The organism is Frigidibacter sp. SD6-1, assembly GCF_030143255.1.
In the GTDB taxonomy this organism is placed as follows: Bacteria; Pseudomonadota; Alphaproteobacteria; order Rhodobacterales; family Rhodobacteraceae; genus TMP-24.
This window is the reverse complement of record NZ_JARJNR010000012.1, coordinates 20889-42091: the sequence shown is the minus strand read 5'-3', so window position 1 is coordinate 42091 and position 21203 is coordinate 20889. Positions and strand designations below refer to the sequence as shown.

General features: G+C 64.5%; 18 protein-coding genes and 1 pseudogene. 5 read left to right on the top strand and 14 right to left on the bottom strand.

Annotated elements, in window-relative coordinates:
* The 8 genes and pseudogenes from P0645_RS17495 to capB all read right to left on the bottom strand — a co-directional run bounded on the left by P0645_RS17495 (position 1) and on the right by capB (position 9659).
* Positions 1–805 (bottom strand): annotated as a pseudogene (locus tag P0645_RS17495) (IS5 family transposase).
* 312 nt (positions 806–1117) lie between these two features.
* Entirely contained in the window at positions 1118–2305 is a 1188-nt protein-coding gene (locus P0645_RS17490) for an ABC transporter substrate-binding protein (protein WP_284165843.1), read from the bottom strand.
* The gene (locus P0645_RS17485) at positions 2302–3384 is read right to left on the bottom strand and encodes a branched-chain amino acid ABC transporter permease (RefSeq protein ID WP_284165842.1); all 1083 of its coding nucleotides are present in this window, start codon (positions 3382–3384) and stop codon (positions 2302–2304) included. The genes P0645_RS17490 and P0645_RS17485 overlap by 4 nt, the downstream gene beginning before the upstream one ends.
* Position 3385: 1 nt before the next feature.
* Positions 3386–4300, bottom strand: coding sequence for a branched-chain amino acid ABC transporter permease (locus tag P0645_RS17480; RefSeq protein ID WP_284165841.1), 915 nt, complete (start codon positions 4298–4300; stop codon positions 3386–3388).
* On the bottom strand, positions 4300–5034 hold the full coding sequence (locus tag P0645_RS17475) for an ABC transporter ATP-binding protein (protein WP_284165840.1): 735 nt from the start codon (positions 5032–5034) through the stop codon (positions 4300–4302). The genes P0645_RS17480 and P0645_RS17475 overlap by 1 nt, the downstream gene beginning before the upstream one ends.
* On the bottom strand, positions 5031–5777 hold the full coding sequence (locus P0645_RS17470; RefSeq protein ID WP_284165839.1) for an ABC transporter ATP-binding protein: 747 nt from the start codon (positions 5775–5777) through the stop codon (positions 5031–5033). Before P0645_RS17470 ends, P0645_RS17475 begins: the two co-directional genes overlap by 4 nt.
* Positions 5777–7864 carry a caprolactamase subunit alpha gene (capA, locus tag P0645_RS17465; protein ID WP_284165838.1) on the bottom strand — a complete coding sequence of 696 codons (2088 nt, stop codon included), beginning with the start codon at positions 7862–7864 and terminating at the stop codon, positions 5777–5779. Before capA ends, P0645_RS17470 begins: the two co-directional genes overlap by 1 nt.
* Before the next feature lie 13 nt (positions 7865–7877).
* Entirely contained in the window at positions 7878–9659 is a 1782-nt protein-coding gene (gene capB, locus P0645_RS17460; RefSeq protein WP_284165837.1) for a caprolactamase subunit beta, read from the bottom strand.
* A gap of 254 nt (positions 9660–9913) precedes the next feature.
* On the opposite strand from capB, the gene P0645_RS17455 reads away from it, so the two are divergent.
* Complete coding sequence (locus tag P0645_RS17455) at positions 9914–10876, top strand: AraC-like ligand-binding domain-containing protein (protein WP_284165836.1); 963 nt, start codon at positions 9914–9916, stop codon at positions 10874–10876.
* On the opposite strand, the gene P0645_RS17450 is transcribed toward P0645_RS17455, so the two are convergent.
* Genes P0645_RS17450 through pxpA form a run of 6 tightly spaced genes read right to left on the bottom strand, consistent with a single transcriptional unit; the run spans position 10873 to position 15644 of the window.
* A complete protein-coding gene (locus P0645_RS17450) occupies positions 10873–11430 on the bottom strand; it encodes a biotin transporter BioY (protein ID WP_284165835.1) in 558 nt (185 codons plus the stop codon). The genes P0645_RS17455 and P0645_RS17450 overlap by 4 nt on opposite strands.
* 15 nt (positions 11431–11445) lie before the next feature.
* Positions 11446–12417, bottom strand: coding sequence for a 5-oxoprolinase subunit C family protein (locus P0645_RS17445; RefSeq protein WP_284165834.1), 972 nt, complete (start codon positions 12415–12417; stop codon positions 11446–11448).
* Positions 12407–13282: a 5-oxoprolinase subunit B family protein gene (locus P0645_RS17440; protein WP_284165833.1), complete on the bottom strand. Its 876-nt coding sequence runs from the start codon at positions 13280–13282 to the stop codon at positions 12407–12409. Before P0645_RS17440 ends, P0645_RS17445 begins: the two co-directional genes overlap by 11 nt.
* Positions 13283–13296: 14 nt before the next feature.
* Positions 13297–14673 (bottom strand): acetyl-CoA carboxylase biotin carboxylase subunit, encoded by a 1377-nt coding sequence (locus P0645_RS17435; protein WP_284165832.1) that lies wholly within the window; start codon positions 14671–14673, stop codon positions 13297–13299.
* Positions 14673–14906: an acetyl-CoA carboxylase gene (locus P0645_RS17430; protein WP_284165831.1), complete on the bottom strand. Its 234-nt coding sequence runs from the start codon at positions 14904–14906 to the stop codon at positions 14673–14675. Before P0645_RS17430 ends, P0645_RS17435 begins: the two co-directional genes overlap by 1 nt.
* A gap of 3 nt (positions 14907–14909) precedes the next feature.
* Positions 14910–15644, bottom strand: a complete 735-nt coding sequence (gene pxpA / locus P0645_RS17425) for a 5-oxoprolinase subunit PxpA (protein ID WP_284165830.1) — start codon at positions 15642–15644, stop codon at positions 14910–14912.
* Positions 15645–15754: 110 nt separating this feature from the next.
* Here pxpA and P0645_RS17420 point away from each other — a divergent pair, with 110 nt between their 5' ends.
* The 4 genes from P0645_RS17420 to P0645_RS17405 all read left to right on the top strand — a co-directional run bounded on the left by P0645_RS17420 (position 15755) and on the right by P0645_RS17405 (position 21070).
* Positions 15755–16660, top strand: a complete 906-nt coding sequence (locus P0645_RS17420; protein WP_284165829.1) for a LysR family transcriptional regulator — start codon at positions 15755–15757, stop codon at positions 16658–16660.
* A 301-nt stretch (positions 16661–16961) separates the two neighbouring features.
* Entirely contained in the window at positions 16962–18302 is a 1341-nt protein-coding gene (locus P0645_RS17415; protein WP_284165828.1) for a tyrosine-type recombinase/integrase, read from the top strand.
* A gap of 191 nt (positions 18303–18493) precedes the next feature.
* A complete protein-coding gene (locus P0645_RS17410; protein ID WP_284165827.1) occupies positions 18494–18727 on the top strand; it encodes a hypothetical protein in 234 nt (77 codons plus the stop codon).
* Between the two features lie 885 nt (positions 18728–19612).
* Positions 19613–21070, top strand: a complete 1458-nt coding sequence (locus tag P0645_RS17405; protein ID WP_284165826.1) for an AAA family ATPase — start codon at positions 19613–19615, stop codon at positions 21068–21070.
* Positions 21071–21203 lie beyond the last annotated feature (133 nt).

Below are 21203 nucleotides of genomic sequence, written 5' to 3'. Positions count from 1 at the left end.
TCATGTTGACAAATGGCGGAGCCATAGGCGGATCGACGTGATGTCGATGAAGCCGAGGAAGCTCTCGGCGGTCTTGTCGCAGCGGGTGGCGACGCGGCGGGCGTTCTTCAGCTTGTTGAAACACCGCTCGACGAGGGTGCGCAGCCGGTAGAGGGTGCGATCGAAGGCCACGCGCAGCTTGCGTGTCTTGCGCATCGGGATGACCGGCACCACATTGCACGCCTCCATGGTTTTGCGAACGATGTCAGAGTTATAGCCGCGGTCGGCGAGCAGGATGGTCGCCTCGGGCAGGTTGTCGGCCATGACCAGATCAAAGCCCAGGTAGTCCGATGTCTGCCCGGGCGTGATCTCCGACCTCATGGGCAGGCCTACGCCGTTGACGCGGAGGTGGATCTTGGTCGTGACGTGGAAGGTGGTCCAGAAAACGATCCGGTGGATCGTTTTCCCACCGGACGCTCGCGAACGGCCAAAAACCTGTCTTGGAGTCCCCCTTTAGCGCCCGCTGCCTGATGACGTGCGCGAACCACCCTCGCCGGTTCTCTCGCACCAGTGGCGTTCACCGGCTCGATGTCGATCATCTGCAGGGCATCGGGAACCAGCCGACTTTCGTTCAGCGCGTCCAAGATCAGCTCCCAGAGCCCGGCCAGCGTCCAGCGTCGGAACCCGCGATAGACCGACGACCACTTGCCGAACTCTTCCGGTAGATCGCGCCACGGCGATCCGGCGCGTGCAATCCAGAAAATCCCGTCCAGAAAAGGCGATGGTTCAGGGGTTTGCGTCCGTTCGGGGCGCTGGCGGCCAGGATGAAGCGTTCATGAGACGCCCACTACTCGTCCGATATCAGGTCTCTTGCCAAGATCGTCTCCATTGCAGATACCGGCTTGAATCACGTTCAGCCCGCCCTGCGAATCCCTTTTGTCAACAAGGCCTAAACCTTGGGATCACGTATCCGGGAAGTTTGCGACACAGACCGGCAATGCCCTCGGGCGGCATGTATGCGCATCGGGTGGCGGGCGCTGGCGGGTGTCGAGACGGAGCGAGCGCTCTTGAGCGAGAGCTTCGCGCCCGCAGGAGATGCTGGCCCCGGCTGACCCGGGACCAGCGAAGGTCTGCACGATCACTTCATCAGGTCGGCAACCGGAATCGCCTCCGGGATGGTCCATTCGTCAACGACGCCAGGTTTGCCATTGGTCGTCTCGACGATCAGATAGCGCGCCTTGTTCTGGTGATGGATCTCGCTCGAGAAGGTGCGCGGACCGAAGAGCGTCGGCTCTTCGTTCATCTTCTCAAGCTCGGCCACCACCGCATCGGCGTCCGTAGTGCCGGCGCGCTCGACCGCCTTGGCCCAGACGTCGATCAGCACGTAACCCGGATAGACATATTGGGTAGAGGGATCGCCACCGGTCGCTTCCTTGTAGGCGGCATTGAAAGCCGTCACATCCGCGTTCGGATCGTCGCCGTAGATCGAACCCTGGACCGGCACGAAGAAGTTCGACAGGTCCGGCACCGCCGACAGCCAGTAGCTGCCATCGACGCCCGAACCGTTCAGGATCATCGAATTGATGCCCGCCGCCCGGATCTGCTTGATGGCCGACACCGCACCCGGCATCATCGTGCAGAGCATGATCGCGTCCGGCTCTTCGGGCAGCGACTTGATGCGGGTGATCTGCGCGGCGATCGAGGCATCCTCGTTCTTGAACGTGTCTTCGCCCACGAGCGTGGCATCGGCCAGTTGCGGCAGCGCCCAGTCGAACCCGTCGCAGATGCCCTTGTTATATTCGGTCCAGGTGTCGAGAAGGCGGTAGTAGCTGCGCGCGCCCTTCTTCTCGTAGGACCATTGCGCCATGGTGGCACCCTGCACCGCGGCCAGGACCGAGGCCGAGAAGCTGTGCGGGCCGACGCCCTGGATACCGGCCTTGATCGATTCCGCGCAGAGGAAGAACGAGACGAGGCCCGCGCTTTCGGCCGTCAGCGCTGCGGGCGCGCCGAAATCGTAGTCGCAGGACACGACGACAAGGTCGGCGCCCTGGTCGATCACCGACAGGCCGGCCTTCGCGCCTTCGGCGCGGTCGGTTTTGGTGTCGGCGTTCACCACCTCGATCTGCTTGCCCAGAAGGCCGCCCGCATCGTTGATCTCCTTGATGCGGATCATCGCGGCATCCTGCGCGGGCTTGTCATAGGCCTGCATGAAGCCCGATTCCGCCGTGGCGAAGCCGACGACGATCCTGTCGTCGTCCGCCCGCGCCGGGGTGCTGGCCAGCGCGGCGCCCAGAAGCGTCGCGGTCAGATATGTCCGTCTTTTCATTTGGATACTCCCTTGCTGAGGTCAGGTTGTTTTTGTCCGGATACGTCCGGAGCCACTGAGCCGGCGCGCCGCCAGCCGAGTTCCTTGTTGCCCATCAGGCCCGAGGGGCGGCGGGCGAGGATCAGGATCATCACGACCCCGAGCGCGATTTCCTGCACGCCGTTCGGCAGGGCGAATTTCGAGGCGCCGATGGTGACGCCTGCCTCCAGCCAGCGCAGCGCCTGGATCAGGACCGACAGGAAAAGCACGCCGATGACCGCGCCCGACAGGCTGCCCATGCCGCCGACGACCAGCATGGAAAGGGTGATGAAGGTCAGGCCGAGGTAGAATGTGTCGGGCGTCACGACGCCGATCGAATGGGCGAAAAGCGCGCCGCCCATGCCCATGACCGCGCCCGAGACGACGAAGGCGATCAGCCGTTCGCGCGGCAGGTCGATGCCAGAGGCCGAGGCGGCGGTGGGTTCGTCGCGTGCCGCCCGCAACGCCAGCCCCGCGCGGCTGATCGCATGGGCCCAGGCGATGAAGACCGCAAGGATCGCGGCGATCAGGTAGGGCCAGACGGTGCGCACGATGGGAATGCCGACGACCGAGGATGTGGCACCTGTCACATCCTCCCAGTTCGAATAGATCGTGTTGATCATGGCGAGCATCGCGAAGGTCGCGATCGAAGCGGCGATGCCCGACAGCCGCATCAGGATCTTGCCGAAGAGCGCCGCCCAGACTGCGGCCCACAGGGCGGCCAGCCCCGCCCCCGCCCAGTAGGGCAGTTGCAGTGCCGTCAGCCACTCCGGCAAGCCCGGCAGAAGCGTCTGTTTCATCATCGGCGGCATGGTCAGCCAGGCGGCGGCATAGGCGCCGAGGCAGGTAAAGCCCGCGTGCCCGAACGAGATCACGCCGGAATTGCCGACGAAGATGTAAAGTCCGACGACGAGGATCACGCGCAGGAAGATGTCGATGATCGTCTGGTTGAAGGGCTTCGAGCCGACGAACCAGGCCAGAAGCGCGAAGACGATCAAGAGCGCCGACAGGATCAGTGGCGTGGCCAGGGTACGGCGGGCGACGGAGGTGCGGGCGGACATCTCAGACCCTCTCTTTCGTGCCGCGTGCGGCCAGAAGCCCCTGCGGGCGGAAGATCAGGACAAGGATCACCGCGCCATAGACGAAGGCATCGCGGAAGGGCCGCGCGTCGATGGGCAGCGTGACCTGCATCACGACCGAGGCGGCGCCGAGAAGGAACCCCGCGATCACCGCGCCGGGCAGGCTGCCGAGCCCGCCGATCACGGTGGCGATGAAGGCCATCAGCATCACATTCGCCCCCATCTGGATATCCGCCGTGCCGGTCTGGCTGCCAAGGATCAGACCGATGGCGGCGGCGAGCGCGCCCGAAAGCGCGAAGGCCCCCATGATCACCCGGTTCGCCCGCACCCCCAGCACCCGCGCCATGGTGAAATTCTCCGCCGCCGCCCGCATTTCCAGCCCGAAGCGCGTGCGCTTGAGAAACGAGGTCAGCCCGAAGAGGATCGCGACCGTCACCGCAATAGTGATGACCTGCAACAGCGGGATGCGCGCGCCAAGGATTTCCACCGGCTGGCTGAGCGCGGGCAGAAGCGAGATCGACTTCGGCCGCGAGGAGAAGAGCATCAGCAGGAAGTAGCGGATGACGAAGCCCAATGCGAAGGAGGCGATCATCATCGTCGCGGGGCTCGCTTTCCTGAACCGCCGGAAGACGGTGATTTCCGCCAGAACCGACAGCCCCGCCCCCATGACCAGCACGAAGGGCACCAGCAGGAACCACGGCAGATTTCCGGCGAAGATCACCGCAACCGCGTCGGTCGAGGGCCAGAGGAGCGCGAATATCGAAAAGGCGATCACGTCGCCATGGGCGAAGTTCACCAGCCGCATCACCCCGAAGATCAGCGCGATACCCAGCGCGCCAAGCGCGTAGAGCGAGCCGAGGCTGAGCGCGTCGAACAGGATCTGAAGGATCGCGGACATCAATGCTCCCCGTAACCGAAATAGGCGTCCTGCATCGCCTCGGACTGCCCCATGGCGCTTGCGTCGCCGTCCATCATCACCTGCCCGCCGCGCATCAGGATCATCCGGCCGCCGACCATCATGGCGCGGGTGGAGCTTTGCTCGACGATCAGGAGCGTCAGCGCCCGCTGGCGGCGGAGCGCGATGAGCCGTTCATAGACCTGGTCGGTGATATTGGGTGCGAGGCCCAGCGAGGGCTCGTCGATGGCGATCAGGCGCGGATTGGTCATGAGCGCCCGGCCGATCACCAGCATCTGCTGCTGCCCGCCGGAGAGAAGCCCGGCCTGCGCGTTCCGGCGGTCCTTCAGGATCGGGAAAGTCGCGTAGACTTCTTCAAGCGCGCTGGCGGCACGCGCCCGCCAGCCGCGTTCACCCGCATGCATGCCGGTGCCGACGAGAAGGTTTTCCTCGATGGTGAGCGAGCCGAAGACATCGCGGCCCTCGGGCACCATCGACAGGCCAAGGCGCGCAATATCCTCGGGCGCGCGGCCAGTGACATCATGATCGGCGAAATCGATCCGCCCGCCCGCAGGCGGCGTCACCCCGGCGATGGCGCGCAGGAGCGAGGACTTGCCCGCCCCGTTCGGCCCGGTGATGAACAGGATTTCTCCTTCCGCCAGCGACAGGGACACAGACCTGACGGCGGTCAGACGGCCGTAGCGGATGGTCACGTCGGCGAGTTTCAGAAGGCTCATGCCACCCCCTCCGGCATCTGTGCCTCGGCGGCGGTGCCCATATAGGCGTGGCGGACCTTTTCCGAGGCGCGGATCGCGGCCGGATCGCCGGTCTCGATCACCGCGCCGGAATCGAGGACGACGATATGGTCGCACAGCTCGAGCACCAGCCCGACATTGTGCTCGATCAGAAGGACGCCGCAGCCCATCTCGAGCGCGATCCGGCGGACGAGCGCGGCAAGGTCGGCGGCCTCGGCGGCGCTCATGCCCGCGGCGGGTTCGTCCAGCAGGATGTAGCCCGGACGCCCCATCAGCGCGCGACCGATGGCCACGCGCCGTTCGTCGGTATAGGGCAGGGTGCCCGCGATCCGGTCGGCGAGGGCGGCGATGCCGACCCAGTCGAGCATCGCCTCGGCCTCGGCAATCGCCGCGCGGCGGCTCTGGCCAAGACCGACGCCGGTGACCTCGAGGTTGTCGATCACGGGAAGATCGCGGAAGAGCCGCCCGCCCTGGAAGGTGCGGGCAATGCCCTTCCGACGTATCTCATGCGGCTTCAGTCCGGTCAGGGCGGTGCCGTCCAGCGTCACCGCCCCGCCGGTCGGGGCCTGAAACCCGGTCAGCACATTGACAAGGGTGGTCTTGCCCGCGCCGTTCGGACCGATCAGCCCGGTGATCCGGCCGGGAGCGACCGCCAGATTCACCTCGCTGAGGGCCGTGAGACCGTCGAACGCCACCGTCACCCCGTCTGCGCCAAGCCGCCGCATCAGCCCCCCTTTCTTTCCCTGGTGATGAGGTAGGACCCGCTGTCGTCCAGCGCGGCCGTCCAGCCGGGCTCGATCACGATGGTCGTGGTCACTTCCTCGATAATCGCGGGGCCTGCGATCTTCGCCCCCGTGCCGAGCAAACCGCCGTCATAGACCGGGGTCTTCACCCGCTTGCCATCGGCCGAGAAGACCGCGTCGCGGTGCCCCTTCAGGGCCTTGGCGACAGGGGTGCCCTTGCCAAGCGCCATGCGCTTCGGCTTGTCCACCCGGCCATAGACGGTGCTTTCGATGTTCACCACCTCGACCGTCGAGTGACGTTCGGAATAGGTGTAAAGCTCTTCATGCCGCTTGTGGAACGCCTCCTTGATCTTCGCGATGGACTTCGCGTCGACCTTGAAGGTGCCGATCTCGACCGTGCATTCATGGACCTGACCCACATAGCGCATGTCGAGACTGCGGCGGATGTCGATGTCCTTGCGGGCGAAGCCGTCGGCCTTCAGATGGGCGATGCCCTGTGCCTCGATCTCGTTGAAAAGGCTGTCGATCCTGGCATAGGCCGCGTCGTTGTCGAGCCGAAGCGGCGCAGTGGCCATGTAGTTGTATTTCACGTCCGAGATGATCTGGCCGAAGGCGCAGAGGCCCGAGGCGAGTTTCGGCAGGACGATCGTGTCGATCCCCATGTCGGCGGCCAGCGCGCAGATATGGGCGGCTGTCGCGCCGCCCGCGCCGACCAGCACGAAATCGCGCGGGTCGTAGCCGCGTTCCACGGTCACGCGGCGGATGCCGTTGACCATGTTGGCGTTGACGATGGTGAACATGCCGTAGGCGGCGCGTTCGACCGAAAGCCCAAGAGGATCGGCGAGCTTCGTCTTCACCGCAGCCCGCGCGAGCTTCGCGTCCAAGGGCAGCCGCCCGCCGACCAGACCGTCGGGGTTCAGATAGCCAAGGACAAGGTTCGCGTCCGACACCGTGGGCTCCGCCCCGCCCTGTCCGTAGCAGGCAGGCCCCGGGTCCGACCCCGCCGATTGCGGCCCCATCTGCATCAGCCCCATCTCGTCGATCCAGCCGATGGAGCCGCCGCCTGCGCCCAAAGTCTCGACCTGGATCATCGGCACGCCGATCCTGTAGCGCAGGAAGTCGATGTTCTTGTTGACGTTGGTCACGCCGCCCTTGGTCAGCGTGATGTCGAACGATGTGCCGCCCATGTCGACGGTGATGACGTCGGTCTTGCCGAAGGGCTCGCAGACATATTGCCCGGCGGCGGGCGCGGAAGCCGGGCCGGAGTTGATCGCATAGACCGACCGGTCCGTCATCGCCTGCCCGATCGCAAGGCCACCGTTCGACTGGTAGTAGCGCACCGGCTGCTTCGCGCCGAGCGACTGGAAATAGGCGTCCACCGCGGTCACGTAGCGTTTCATGATCGGGGCGAGATAGGCGTTCACCACCGCCGTCGAGGTGCGGGTGTATTCGCGGACCTGGGGGTAAAGCTCTGACCCCAGCGTCAGGATGACGTCCGGCAGCATCTCGCGCAGGATCTCGCCCGCGCGGCGTTCATGGTCGGGGTGAAGGACCGACCAGACGAAGCTGATCGCCACCGTCTCGACCCCCTCGGCCTTGAACACTTCGCAGGCCGCGCGCACGTCGGCCTCGTTCAACGCCTCGCGCACCGATCCGTCCGACAGCACCCGCTCGCGGATGCCGCGCCGCAGGTAGCGGGGCACGAGCATGGTCGCGGGGGGATATTCCGGGTCGTAGCGGTAGCCGTCTTCCTTGTGGCCAAGGCGGATTTCCAAGCTATCCTCGTGCCCGGCCGTGCAGATCAGCCCGGTCTTGGCGCCCTTGTGCTGGATTAGCGCGTTCAGCCCCACGGTCGTGCCGTTGATGCAGAGATCGCAGTTCGAGATGATCTTTTCCGCCGGAACGCCGAGGTCTTCGGTGATCAGCGCAAGGCCGTTCCGGATGGCCTGTGTCGGGTCCTGCGGGGTGGACAGCGCCTTGTAGAGCCTGACCTGCCCGCTTTTGTCGGCCAGCACGAAATCGGTGAAGGTGCCACCCGCGTCGATGCCGAGGCGATAGTCGGTTCTCATGATCCCGCCCCCCTCAGTTCGCGCCCGCGCGCCGGTCGGCGCGCAGGGCCTTGGTGGCGTTCATGTCGACGGCGAGCGTCGCGGCATCGGTGATGACGACGCCGTAATCCTCCTTCGCGCCTTTCAGCGAGACGAGGCCGTTCTTCACGTCCCAGACGACCTTCTCGACCGCGCGCTCCATCGGGTCGCCGTAACCGCCGCCGCCGGGGTTCATGTTGGTGATGCGGTCGCCCGGTTTGATGACCTCGATCACGTTCTCGCGGATCGTCTTCGCGTCACCGCCCTTCACCAGTTCCAGCCGCCCGACCTTTTCGTCGGTCATGGTCGAGGCCGCGCCGGCCGCGCCCACCGCCGGGATGCGGCGGCCTTCGCCGAAGGTGATGAAGGTCATGTCGTCGTTGAGGGGCTCGACCTCCCACGCCGTTCCCGACCCGCCGCGGAACTTGCCGGCGCCTCCGCTATCGGTCATCAGCGAATAACGGTGGATGATGATCGGGTAGGAATATTCCAGCAGTTCCACATCGCCCGAGGTCAGCGCGCCGAAGCAGCATTCCGGCCCGCAGGCGTGCCAGCCGTCCTGGCTTGGCGTCGCCCCGGCGCCCGAGATGATGGTGGCGAGCACCATCGTCACATATTCCTCGTCGTGCCGCTTGTCCCAACCGGCGATGTTGAGGCCGTTGGCATGGCCCCATGACGCCGAGACCTTCGACGGCACCGCCTTTTCGAAGGCAAGCCGCACCGCGTCGGTCAGCGTCTCCATCGGCGTTGTCGTGCAGTTCATGTGCGGCGCGGGTTCACGCGCGTTGCACAAGGTTCCCTTCGGCCCCATGTCGACCGTCACGCAGCGGTAAAGCCCCTCGTTATAGGGGGGCGGGAGCTGGGCGAACATCATCAGGCCGAGGTAGACGCCGGAATAGGAATTGCCCTCGTAGGAGTTGATGAAATAGGGGATCTGCGGCGGGCTGGAGATCTCGATGTGGCAGGTATCCGCCTTGATCGTCACCTTTGCCCTGATCTCGAAATCCCCAAAGCCGTGGCCGGCATCCTCAAGGATCGCCGCGCCTTCGTAGGTGCCATCCGGCACGCTCGCGATAAGGCCCCGCATCTGTTTCTCGGCCATATCGAGAAGGGTCGCGATGCAGGCATCGACCTCGGCCTCGCCGTACTTCTCCAGCATGTTCAGAAGCGCGCGTTCGCCGACCTGGCAAGCGCCGATCAGCGCGTTGAAGTCGCCCTCCTGATCGCGGCGGGCGCGCATGTTGGTCAGGATGAAGTTCAGGACATCCTTGCGCGGCTGCCCCCGGTCCCAGACCTTGACCGGCGGAATACGCAGGCATTCGGCGTAAATCTCCTTGGCGCCGGGGTTGTAGCCCGCAGGCACCGGGCCGCCCACATCGGTCAGGTGACCCTTGCAGACGGTCCAGTACTTGAGCTTCCCCTTCCAGAAGACCGGCCGGTAGAAACAGGTGTCGATGGCGTGCGACCCGCCCCAGGCGGGGTCGTTGTGGATGATGAGGTCGCCCTCGTGTATGTCGTCGCCGAAATAACCGGCGACCACTTTCATCGCGGGGATGAGCGAGCCGAGGTGGATCGGAATGTCCTGCCCCTGCAGGATCATCTCGGGCACCGCGTTGAAGAGCGCCGTCGAATAATCATGCGCGAGGTTGAAGACCGACGACCGCGCGGTCTTTTCCAGCGACAGCGTCATCTCGCGCTGGGTGGTTTCCAGAATCCCGCGCACGACCGACAGGGTGATCGGATCGACCTTCACGGGCTTTTTGGCAGCTTTCGCCATCATCGCGCCTCTCTCTTGAGGCCGCGCACAAGGGGGACGGACGGGCGGATCGCCCGGTCGAATCGCGGAAACTCCCTGTCGCGCGGCGTTCTTTGCACCGTTGCGACGATCAGGCTAGCGCCGGTTTTCCCGGCCGGTCTTTGCGCCGGGCGCATGCTTTCTTGTCGGGGAGTGCACGGAAGGCCCGCGCAGGAAGACAGGTCTTTACAGGCGCGGCGTGGCTCTTTCACACTTGCCTTCGGGAGGTGCCGGGGATGAAAACGACGATCACGACGCGCGGGGTGGATCAGGCGGCGCGCAGCCGCCACTGGCACGAGACGATCGGGCGCGCTTACTTCCCGCTTGATCTCAGCTTCCGCCGGCCCGAGGCGTTCGACGGCGAACTGACAAGCTGGCAGCTTGGCACTGTCTCGCTGTCCCGCCTGACCTCCGACGCGCTTCTCTACCGCCGCCTGCCGCGTCATCTGACCGCTCAGGGGCCTGAGGAATTCCTCGTCACCGTCCCCGCCAAGTCCGAGGTCCGGTTCAGCCAGTGCGGCAAGGAGGTGCGGGCCAATCCCGGCGCCTTCATCCTTGAACGCAGCGACGAACCCTACGAGTTCAGCCACGCCGAGGCGGCCGATCTTTGGGTGATGAAGGTCACCGCCGACATGCTCGGTGGCCGGGTGCGCGCGCCCGACCGGTTCTGCTCGCTCGAATTCGACGCGACGAACGGGGCGAACGGGCTTTTCGTCGACATGCTGCACCTCGTCCCCGGCCGCTATGACGCGATGACCGAGGAGACGCGCGCCACGGTCGGCCGCCAGCTGGTCGACCTTCTGGCGTTGGCGCTTCAGTCCGACGACCGGGTGCTGACCTCGGGCCTGTCGTCCGTTCGCGCCGGGCATCTGGCACGGATCGAGGCCTTCGTGCATCGCCATATCGATGATCCCGACCTCGGGCCGGAGGGCGTGGCCGCCGGCTGCGGCATATCGGTTCGCTACCTGCACGAGCTTTTGCGAGACACCAATACGACGCTCGGCCAGTGGATCAGGGACCGGCGCCTGCAGGCCGCGCAGGAAGACCTTGCCAACCCCGCCGATGCCCGCAGCATCGGCGAGATTGCCTATGCCCATGGCTTCGCCGATCAGGCGCAGTTTTCCCGCGCCTTCCGGGCCCGCTTTGGCCTTACGCCGAAAGAGATGCGCGCCGGTCATCGCCGCACCGATCCCGCCTAGCGCGCGCCGCGACGGGCGGCGGCGGTCGCAAGCGCCGTGGCGATCGCGAGCTTGAAGGCCTCGGCCGGCAGGAAGGGCACAAGCCCGCCTGCGATTGCCTTGCCGGAACCGATCAGCGCCGCAAGCCAGGCAACCCCCGGGATATAGATCAGAGCCACGCCTGCCAGCATGACGGCGGCGGTCGGCACCAGCCCCCTCAGCCAGCCGCGATCGGACGCCCAGCCGACGAAGACGGCGGCGAGGAGGAAGCCCAGAAGATACCCCCCCGTCGGCCCCGCCATATAGGCAAGCCCCGCGCCCGAGGCGAAGACCGGCAGGCCGGCGGCGCCTTCGGCCAGATAGGCCAGAAGCACCGCGCCCGCCATCCGCGCGCCAAGCGTCGCGCCGATCATCAGGACGGCAAGCGTCTGCAGGGTCATCGGCACCGGCCAGAACGGCACCTGCACCTTGGCCGACAGCGCCAGAAGTGCTGTTCCCGCCAGAACGATCCCCGCCCGCGCCCAGAGGCTTTGCGGCAGGCTTGAAGCCATGAGGCCATTTGCTGATTTCGTCATGTTTGTCTCCCTCCCTCACAGTCCCAGATGGTCGCGGACGCGCTGCAATGCGGCCTGCCGGTCGGCCCGCGCGGCCAGCGACTGATCCATCGTCACCTCGACGAAGCGGGCGGGCGCGTGGGGCTGAAGCTGGCCGATCAGATCCATGTCGGCGGCGATCACGCAGCCGAGCATCATGTAGCCGCCGCCCGACACGGCATCGCGGTGCAGGACGATGGGTTCCGTGCCCCCCGGCACCTGAATCGAGCCGTAGGGATAGCAGGCATCGACGATGTTCGACGGGTTCGAGCCTGCGCCGAACGGCTGTTCGCGCGGCACGAAATCAAGCGCGGTACCGCCCTTGAAGCGATAGCCGATCCGGTCGGCCTCGGGCGCGACCTTCCAGGTATCGGCGAAGAACTGCTTTCCGGCGGCAGATGTGATCCGGTGCCAGTAGAGCCCCGGCAACATGCGCAGTTCCGCCGGATTGCCCGGCATGCGGCGCAGGTTGGCGGGCACTGCGCCCTTGCCCGGCCCGCCGCCGCCGCCGACGGCAAGCTCGTCGCCCGCCTTCAGCGCGCGCCCCTCATGCCCGCCAAGCGCGCCGAGCGTGTAGGTCGAGCGCGAGCCGAGCTTTACGGGCACGTCGATCCCGCCCGACACGGCGATATAAGCCCGGGCGCCCCCCTTGAGGAACCCGAACGAGAGACGATCCCCCGCCTTAACCTGAAACGCGGACCAGCTGTCGCGATCCTCACCATTGACCTTCGGCGGAAGATCGCCCCCCGTCACCGCCACCGTGGCCGGTGCGGTGAATTCCAGTTCCGGCCCCATGAACACGGCCTCAAGCACCGCGGCGCCTTCGTCGTTGCCCACGAGCATGTTGGCGACACGCAGCGCGAAACGGTCCATGCCGCCCGAGATCGGGATACCCAGATGGTAGTAACCCGGCCGCCCGAGGTCCTGCACGGTCGTCGACAGGCCCGGAGAGATCACCTTAACGGCCATGGAGCACCTCCATCAGCTTGGCATTGGTTCCGTCGATGTCGCGGTTGAAATCGGCCAGCGAAAAGCTGCAGTCGCGGATCACCGGCTCGAACCGGTTCTCTTCCACCGCCTCGACCGCGGCGTCATAGGCGTCGCGCCCGATAGGCTTCCATTTCACGATGTCGCCGGGCCGGAAGAGGCACATCTCCTCAGTCAGGTAGCTGATCTTCTGGTTCGGGTCGTAGATCGGCATCGGCGTGATGCCGAACATCTGGTAGCCGCCCGCGCCCCTGACCGAATAGATGCAGGAAAAGCAGCCGCCATAGCCGACCGTCAGTTTCGGTGTGTCGGTCCGGGGGCGCAGGTATTTCGGCACCTCGATCTGCCGCTTGCGTTCGACCATCTGGTACAGGAACGGCAGACCGGCGACGAAACCCACCATCGAGACGAACCAGGGGCTGCCGGAATGGGCGGCGATGAAATCCTCGACCGATCCGTAGCCATTCACGCTTGCCGCATATTCGATGTCGGTCGAACTCGGGTCCTGATGGCGTTCGCGGAACCGCATCAGCGTCTCATGCGTCCAGGGGTCCTGATAGAAGACCGGGATCTCGATGATCCTTGTCTTCAGCGTAGCATCGGATTTCGAGGCTGCGCCCTCCATCGACTGCAATTCCTTCAGAAGATCGGCGGGCCTGATCCGGTCGGGATCGAACTTGATCTGGAAGCTTGCGTTCGCGGGGCAGATCTCGGTCACGCCCCTGATCCCGGCCGCCTTGACCGCATTGGTCATCGACAGCGAGGTGAAGAACGCCTCGAGCGACATGGATTCGGACACCTCGGCGAAGATATGTTCGTCACCGCCAAAGCTGAAACGGATAGACATGGTCCCTCCTTCCCTCAGGGTTGCGGATCGGGCGCGAGCGCGCCCGAATGGGTTTCAAGCCAGCCTTCCAGCCAGCGGGTGTGAACCGCCCCCGCCTGCACGTCGGCGTCCCGCGCCAATGCGAGGAAGAGTGGCTTCGTCGTCTTCATCCCGCCGATGTCCAGCTCATCGAGCGCGCGGACCAGCCGCGTGATCGCGGCCTCGCGCGTTTCGGCATGGACGATCAGCTTGGCGAGAAGGGAATCGTAGAAGGGCGGCACCTGATAGCCGGGGTAGAGCATGGAATCGAACCGCACCCCCGGCCCGCCGGGAATACGCAGATCGCCCACCGTGCCGGGGAAAGGCGCGAAATCGCGGGCCGGATCCTCGGCGTTCAGCCGGACCTCGATCGCATGGCCCTTCACCCGCAGATCGGATTGCCGGAACCGCAAGGGCTCGCCCCCCGCGATCCGCAGCATCTCGGCCACGAGGTCGATGCCGGTGATCGCCTCGGTCACCGGATGCTCGACCTGGATCCGGGTGTTCATCTCGATGAAGTAGAACCGGTCGGCCGCATCGTCATAAAGGTATTCGACCGTGCCCGCGCCCGAATAGCCGACCGCCCGCGCCAGCGCGACGGCCGAGGCGCAAAGCTCTTCCCTCACCCGGTCCGACAGGGCGCGCGAGGGCGCTTCCTCCCACACTTTCTGGCGGCGGCGCTGCAGCGAACATTCGCGTTCGAAGCAATGGACCGCATCCCTGCCGTCGCCCAGCACCTGCACCTCGATATGACGGGCCCGCGCGATGACCTTTTCCATGTAAAGCCCGCCGTCGCCGAACGCCGCGAGTGCCTCGGCCTCGGCCTGGGGGAAGGCCTGTTCGAATTCGGCCAGCGAATTGGCGATGCGGATGCCGCGCCCGCCGCCGCCTGCGGCCGCCTTGATCATGACCGGAAAGCCGGTGTCGATCAGGATTTGGCGGGCCGCCTCGATTCCGTCGACGCGGCCCGCCGACCCCGGAACAACCGGCACGCCCGCAGCCGCCGCCGCCGAGCGTGCCGTGACCTTGTCGCCCATCATTCGAATCGCGTCGCCCGACGGGCCGACGAAGGTCAAACCCTTAGCCGCGACCGCATCGGAAAATGCAGCGTTCTCGGCCAGAAACCCATAGCCGGGATGAATCGAATCCGCCCCGGTCGCCTCGGCGGCCTTCAGGATCGCCTCGGTGTTCAGATAGCTCTTCTTCGCCGCCGGCGGGCCGATGTTCACCGCCTCGTCCGCGATCTGCACATGCAGCGCGGTCGCATCGGCGTCGGAATGCACCGCCACCGTCGCGATACCAAGGTCGCGCGCCGCCCGGATGATCCGCACGGCGATCTCTCCGCGGTTGGCGACGAGAAGCTTCTTCAGCATCAGTCAAGCTCCGCCAGCAGCGCACCGGCCATCACCGGCTCTTCATTGTCGGCCACAAAGCGGACGTTCGCGCCCGCCACGTCCGACCTCACCTCGTGGAAGCTTTTCATCACCTCGATCAGGCCGATCACGTCGCCCACTGCGACGGCATCACCGTCGGCCTTGTAGGGCGGCTTGTCGGGCGAGGAGGCGCGGTAGAAGGTGCCCGGCAGGGGCGAGAGGATCTGGGCCATGAGTTACTCCTTGCGGTCGGAATGGGGCGCGATGGCCGCGCGCACGGCGGCGGCGATTTCAAGGGCGTTCGGCGTGTCGGAATGGATGCAGACCGATTCGCAGCGCGTCGGGAAGTGAGAGCCGTCGGTCGCCGTCCCTTCCCGCTTCTCGATCGCGCGCAGGACACGCGCGGCCATCTCGGACGGGTCCTTCGCCTCGTGCTCGCGCGTGACGATCAGCGTGCCGTCGGGGCGATAATCCAGGTCGCCGTAATATTCGGCCACCAGCCGGTGCCCGCGCGCGGGATAGATCGTCTCGTGCAATGTGCCGACCATGCCCAGGATCGGCACGCCGAAGATGTCGGCGGCGTCGCAGACGGCATGGGCGATCTCTTCCTGCCGTGCGGCCATGCCGAACAGGCTGCCATGCGGCTTGATATGGTTCAGCTCCATCCCCTCGGCCCTGAGGAAACCGCAAAGCGCGCCGATCTGGTAGATCAGGCAGTTCGCCATCTCCTCGCGCCCCATCTTCATCTCGCGTCGGCCAAAGCCCTGCAGGTCCGGCAGCGAGGGATGCGCGCCAACCCTGACGCCATGCGCCTTGGCCATCCGCACCGTCTTGCGCATATGATTGAAGTCGGACGCATGGAACCCGCAGGCGACATTGGCGATGTCGATCATCGGCATCATGCCGGCATCGTCGCCCATGTGATACAGGCCAAATCCTTCGCCCATGTCACAGTTGATGGTGACAGCCATCACCCGCCTCCCCGAATGAACCTTGTCGAGGGGATCGTGCGGCGCGACCCTCATATTGTAAAATTCTAAATTCTGTATCATCGTATCGAAAAATCAGATGAGGTTGAGTGATGTCCATTACGTTCCGGCAGGTGCGATACTTCATCGCCGCGGTGGAAACCGGACAGATCAGCCATGCCGCCATGGAGATGAACGTCTCGCAATCTGCCGTCACGGCCGCGATACAGGCGCTCGAAGCGCAGTTGGGTGTCCAGCTTCTGGAACGCACGCCGGCCGGCGTGACGCCCACCATCGCGGGCGCGCGCTTCCTGCATCACGCGCGCAACATCGCCGCCGCCGTCGAGGACGCCGTGCGCAGCCCGCTCGGCGAGGGGCGCGCGGCGCAGGGCAGCCTGCGCGTCGCCGCCACCTATACTGTCGCGGGCTATTTCATGACCCGGCACTATGCCCGCTTCCGCCGCGCCTATCCCGATATCGCACTGGAAATGATCGAACTGCCACGCGGCGAGATCGAGAAGGGCATCATCGAGGGCTCGGTCGACATCGCGGTGATGCTGGTCTCGAACCTCGCGAACCGGGCCGAGATCGAACAGGAAACGCTGATGCGGTCGCGGCGCAGGCTGTGGCTTCCCGCCGACCACCCGCTTTTGGGCCAGGACCGCGTGACCCTGGCCGACGTGGCCCGTGAACCCTATGTGATGCTGACCGTCGACGAGGCGCGCACCACCGCCGGACGCTACTGGCAGGAGGCGGGGCTGGCGCCGAACGTGATCTTCGCCACCAGCTCGGTCGAGGCCGTCCGGTCGCTGGTGGCAGCGGGCATGGGCGTGACGATCCTGTCGGACATGGTCTATCGCCCCTGGTCCCTGGAAGGGCAGCGGATCGAACTCAGGCCGGTCGATCAGGACATTCCCAGCATGGATGTCGGCCTCGCCTGGTCGCGCAAGCGTCCGCACAGCCAGCCCGCAACGATCTTCCGCGCCTTCATGTCGGTCGCGATGGGCGGCGGCGGCTGAGGGTTAGGCTGAGGCTGAGGTTCCGCACTTCCGGTCGGCCATCCGCAATCCCTACCGCGGTCCGCGCCCGCTATCGCGGTACTTCCCATCGGTTTCTACTGATTGGCTCCGGCGGTAGGGATCGAACCTACGACCAATTGATTAACAGTATCGAGCCGCGCACCTTTACGCAGCTTTGCATAACCCCGGTGTAGCTTTATTTTTGTAGCAAAATCAGATACTTGACTGACTAACCTGCCCGAGCGTAGCTTTATGCAGCCGTACCGCAACCGTTTGCTATTTGCTTGCTGGGGATTTTGCTATGTCCGACAGAACAACCGTCAAACTCACCAAGACCTTCGTCGACAAGGTGGTTGCTAGCAACCAAGACGCCTTCTTTTGGGACACCGACATTGCCGGGTTCGGCTTAAAGGTGACCCCCAAGGGCAAGCGCATCTTCATCGTGCAGCGCCGCATCAAGGGCGGTGCCAGCGCCGCAGTGCGGATCACGGTGGGCGCCTATGGTCCGCTGACAGTCGAGCGCGCACGGGACGAGGCGCGGGAGTTGGTGCTGGCAATGAGCCGGGGTATCGACCCGCGCGCCGTGGAAGCGGAGAAGAAGGCGCAGGAGGAAGCCGCGAAGAAGAAGCAGGAGCTGGAAGGCATCACGCTCAAGGACGTGTTCGACAGCTACCTTGGCAGGCCGGGCAAGCTGAAGGAGAGCACGAAAGACTGGTATCGCTTCTTCATCGACAAGACCTTCAAGGACTGGGCAGACAAGCCTGTGGTCAGCATCACCCGCGACATGGTGCGCGAGCGGCACGCGGAACTGGTACGCGGCGGGTTGAAGGGGAAGAAGCGGAAGGGCGGGGCACCGGCCAGCGCCAACTCGGCGATGGTGGTCCTGCGCATCATCCTGAACTACGCCGCCGACGAACACCAGCTTGCGGACGGTAGCCCGCTGATCCCGGTCAACCCCGTCGGTGCGATGAAGCGGCACTGGGCAACGCTGGGCGACCGCACCGACCGTTATGTCCCTTTCGACAAGGTGGGTGCGGTCTGGAACATGCTGCTCGCCGCGCGCGAGACCGCTCGCAACCGTGATGTGTTGGCCGGGGTGAATTTCGTGATGTTCCTGCTCACCACAGGTTGCCGCAGGGGCGAGGCGTCCAAGCTGCTGTGGACTGACGTTCACATCGACCGCGAAGGCCCCGCCAGGTCGTATTGGTTCCTCGGGGACCGGAAGCAGGGCAAGCCGATCATGTTGCCGTTGTCCTCCGCCACCATTGCCATCCTTGATGCTTGCAAGCGGGTGGAGGGGAACGACCATGTGTTCCCCAGCCGGGGCAAGGATGGGCATATCACCGACCCGCGCACGGTGTTGGCTGAAGTGGACAGGCTGGCTGGGCGCATCGTCGGAGCGCACGGGCTGCGCAAGACGCTTTCCAACATCTCGCAGCGCGAGCTGCGCATCGAGAAATTCCGCACCGATTTGTTGATCGGTCACAAGCCTGCCCAAGAGGACGTGACCAGCCGCGCGTATCTTGACCTGACCGACCTGCGCTGGCTGCACCCCGAGATTGAACAAATCGGCGGCTGGATCGAACAGAAGGCGGCGGTCGCAGCGGGGAAGAACGTGGTGCAGCTCGGGGCTACCGCCTGACCAACATCGTCCATAGCTCAAAAACCGACTGTTGAAAGCGCGGGCAGGAATAACACTTGCTCGCGCTGTTCTTTTGTGATTCTTTCTAACGGCGCGCCATGCAGGACATGGGTCAATGGCGGGTTCTAATCACATCACAACCCGCTAGCCGTCTGCAATGCAGACGGCTGCATCCAAATGGGATGACCACAATGACCGATCTCGGTATTCGCATCAGTATCGAAGAGGCTCTTTCAGTTTTGGACTACGCCGCTTGCGAAGTTGATAAAAACACTTACTCCGATTGCTGCGACCCTGACCGCCCGCGCGTGTCCTTGCGCGACCTCCAATTTGCTGTCCAACAGTCGTTGGTCGCTCACCTCGAAAAATGGGAACGTGAAACGGGATCGGCCCGCAGCAATGTGGTGCCGCTACCCCAGCGCTAATAGCACCCCGTACACCCCGTTTTCCCGCGCGGCAGCGGGGGTGCGGGGTGGGCCGCTACCCTACCAGTGGCCCCGCGCTCTCAGCGCTGTACGCGCGTTTTTTGGGGGGTGGCCGTGCAACCGCATTTACCCGCAGAACGCGTGCAATATTTCGCTTGCTAGAATTAAGCAGCTTATTGTAGCTTCCCAAGGCCTGCCCTTACTGCCGCGCTGAGGAAGCGCTCTCGGCATTGAGCCAAGTGGTTTGGGCGAAAAATTGCGGTCCATGGGGACGCGGCTACGTCTGAGTGACATGGCTCACAGGCGGGAACCCGATCCCCATAGGACCGCTAGTATGTCTGACACCATTACGCCTCCGTGGATCAACGGGAACCGTGCGGCTTCTATTCCGCCGACCGAGACCGCGACATATCGCGCGCCCGATCCCAACAAACTTCTCACCTCCCAAGAGACCGCCGAGCTGCTCGGCATTCGGAACAATTCTCTCGAGATATGGAGATTCAAGTCCAAGGGACCGCGCTTCATCAAACTTGGTCCGACTGCCCAATCGCCCGTGCGCTACCGGCTCGGTGATGTTCTTGAGTGGATCGAACAGCATAGCGCCGGGAGTACCAGCGAGTATTCCGCGAACGCTTTACGGTCCATCAATGGCGGGGGCAGGTAATTGCTGCCGAATTTGGACACGAGCCGCCCGCAGCAAGTCCGCAGTAAGCGCCGCCAATAAAATCGCCCGGAAGTGACCAGCTCCCGGGCGATAGCAACGCAATCCCACCTTGCATAGCGAGACAAGCACAATGGGAAACCTACCCGATACCGCGCTGCACGGCCAGCGCTTCAATTACAGGCGTAAACCCAATTCGTGCATTCGCGCGGCGGAGGTGCGCCGTGGCTGACAATTCCAAAGCCGATGGTAAAGCGCTTGATTGGTTCGCGGTGCGTGAGACCACGCCTGAGGAAGATCGGTTCCTTGCGTCAATCGCCCCGGAACATCTGCGCGCCGAACATGAAGAAAGAGCGGCAATGGACCCTCAGACCCGGAAAACGGAATTTGAGGCGCGCAAAGCTGAGGCTGAGCGGGACCGAATGGCCGAAGCCAAGAAGCTGCAAGAGGAATTTACGAAGGGCGAAGAACTGAAGCTCAAGCAGGAGGAAGAACGGACGCGGCGCGAGGGGATGAAGCAGGGCGCACAGACCAGACTCCCGCCGCAGGCCGACCCGAACAGCATCGAATTGGAGTTTGCTATGTCCAGCGATACCGCCAAGATCACGCTTCGCTACCTTCTGGACCCGTATCTGCCTGAGCGGTGCGTTGTCGGCTTCTACGGACGAGGGTCCAGCGCAAAGTCGTCCTTCGTCGCGAGTATGGCTGCTCACATCAGCGGCTTCGCCTCCACCCTCTGGATCAGTTGCGAGGAATTGACGGACTGGATCAAGGTGCGCCACACGAAGGCCGGCGGCGGGGACGGGACGCTTCAGGTCGTGAAGGCGGTCGCCGTGAAGCAGGATCACCAAGGGCGCACGGTTGGCTCGACCTTCAACGTATACGAGCACCTGGAACCGGCGATCATTGCCGCTGCCGTGCGCATCGAGAACCTGCCCGCCCACGCGGGGGTGCAATCGCTGCGGTTGGTGGTGCTGGACACGGCGGTCGGGCTGACCACATGGGAGCGGCAGGCGGGACCGAACAGCGATGAGGGCGTCAAGAAGCTGATGGCCTACCTCCAAGGGATTGCGGAGCGGCACAACCTGACGATTGCCGTGATCGGACACGCCAACAAGGGGAAGCATGAATACCTCGCGGATTCGGTGATGGGGGCAACGGCGTGGGTGAACAGCCCGCGCTTGTCATTCCTGCACGCGCAAGACCTTCGGGAAGAAAATGAATACGTCGCGGTCGTTGCTAAAACCAACCTCGTCTGGTTCGGGCTGTCGTACAAGACCGCGCCGGTGCATGTGCTGTACGAGCGCAAGGATGGTCCCGACACGGTGCTGGTGAAGGTCGAGCCGGGGGCGGTTGTGTGGGGCAGGCGCGCGATGGAGGAGCTGTGGCAGGAGGCAACCACAGTGCCGAAGGAGGGTGAAGGCTTCGAGGACCGTCGCAAGCTCACCGTGGCGGACATTGTTCGGAACAAGCTGGTCGAGATGGTCCACGCGGGCAGCGAACCGTTCATTACCCGTGAGCAGGTCGAGTGCCAGTTGCCGGACGTGAAGGTGAACCGGGCGCAATGGGCGAAGGTCGATATGGACCTGCGTCAATTCGAATTTGTCCATAAAGTCGAGCTGACCACAGGGGCAAAGAACCTCACCCTGTACCGCCCGATTAAGGCCGAGGAAACGAACTGACGCGGGGTGTTGTAATCCCACCCCCCCTATGCAAATTGGGATAACAACACTTACAACACTAACATCTGAAATTGCTGTTCGTCCAAAACGAATAGTAAACAGTTAGCGCTAACATTTGGTGTGTTGTTAGTGT

Coding starts and splice junctions, on each gene's coding strand:
- capB (WP_284165837.1), bottom strand. CDS start 9,659: ATGGCGAAAGCTGCCAAAAAGCCCGTGAAGGTCGATCCGATCACCCTG.
- P0645_RS17475 (WP_284165840.1), bottom strand. CDS start 5,034: ATGAGCCTTCTGAAACTCGCCGACGTGACCATCCGCTACGGCCGTCTG.
- P0645_RS17450 (WP_284165835.1), bottom strand. CDS start 11,430: ATGACGAAATCAGCAAATGGCCTCATGGCTTCAAGCCTGCCGCAAAGC.
- P0645_RS17420 (WP_284165829.1), top strand. CDS start 15,755: ATGTCCATTACGTTCCGGCAGGTGCGATACTTCATCGCCGCGGTGGAA.
- P0645_RS17490 (WP_284165843.1), bottom strand. CDS start 2,305: ATGAAAAGACGGACATATCTGACCGCGACGCTTCTGGGCGCCGCGCTG.
- P0645_RS17410 (WP_284165827.1), top strand. CDS start 18,494: ATGACCGATCTCGGTATTCGCATCAGTATCGAAGAGGCTCTTTCAGTT.
- P0645_RS17440 (WP_284165833.1), bottom strand. CDS start 13,282: ATGTCTATCCGTTTCAGCTTTGGCGGTGACGAACATATCTTCGCCGAG.
- P0645_RS17435 (WP_284165832.1), bottom strand. CDS start 14,673: ATGCTGAAGAAGCTTCTCGTCGCCAACCGCGGAGAGATCGCCGTGCGG.
- P0645_RS17470 (WP_284165839.1), bottom strand. CDS start 5,777: ATGCGGCGGCTTGGCGCAGACGGGGTGACGGTGGCGTTCGACGGTCTC.
- P0645_RS17455 (WP_284165836.1), top strand. CDS start 9,914: ATGAAAACGACGATCACGACGCGCGGGGTGGATCAGGCGGCGCGCAGC.
- P0645_RS17445 (WP_284165834.1), bottom strand. CDS start 12,417: ATGGCCGTTAAGGTGATCTCTCCGGGCCTGTCGACGACCGTGCAGGAC.
- pxpA (WP_284165830.1), bottom strand. CDS start 15,644: ATGGCTGTCACCATCAACTGTGACATGGGCGAAGGATTTGGCCTGTAT.
- capA (WP_284165838.1), bottom strand. CDS start 7,864: ATGAGAACCGACTATCGCCTCGGCATCGACGCGGGTGGCACCTTCACC.
- P0645_RS17430 (WP_284165831.1), bottom strand. CDS start 14,906: ATGGCCCAGATCCTCTCGCCCCTGCCGGGCACCTTCTACCGCGCCTCC.
- P0645_RS17480 (WP_284165841.1), bottom strand. CDS start 4,300: ATGTCCGCGATCCTTCAGATCCTGTTCGACGCGCTCAGCCTCGGCTCG.
- P0645_RS17415 (WP_284165828.1), top strand. CDS start 16,962: ATGTCCGACAGAACAACCGTCAAACTCACCAAGACCTTCGTCGACAAG.
- P0645_RS17485 (WP_284165842.1), bottom strand. CDS start 3,384: ATGTCCGCCCGCACCTCCGTCGCCCGCCGTACCCTGGCCACGCCACTG.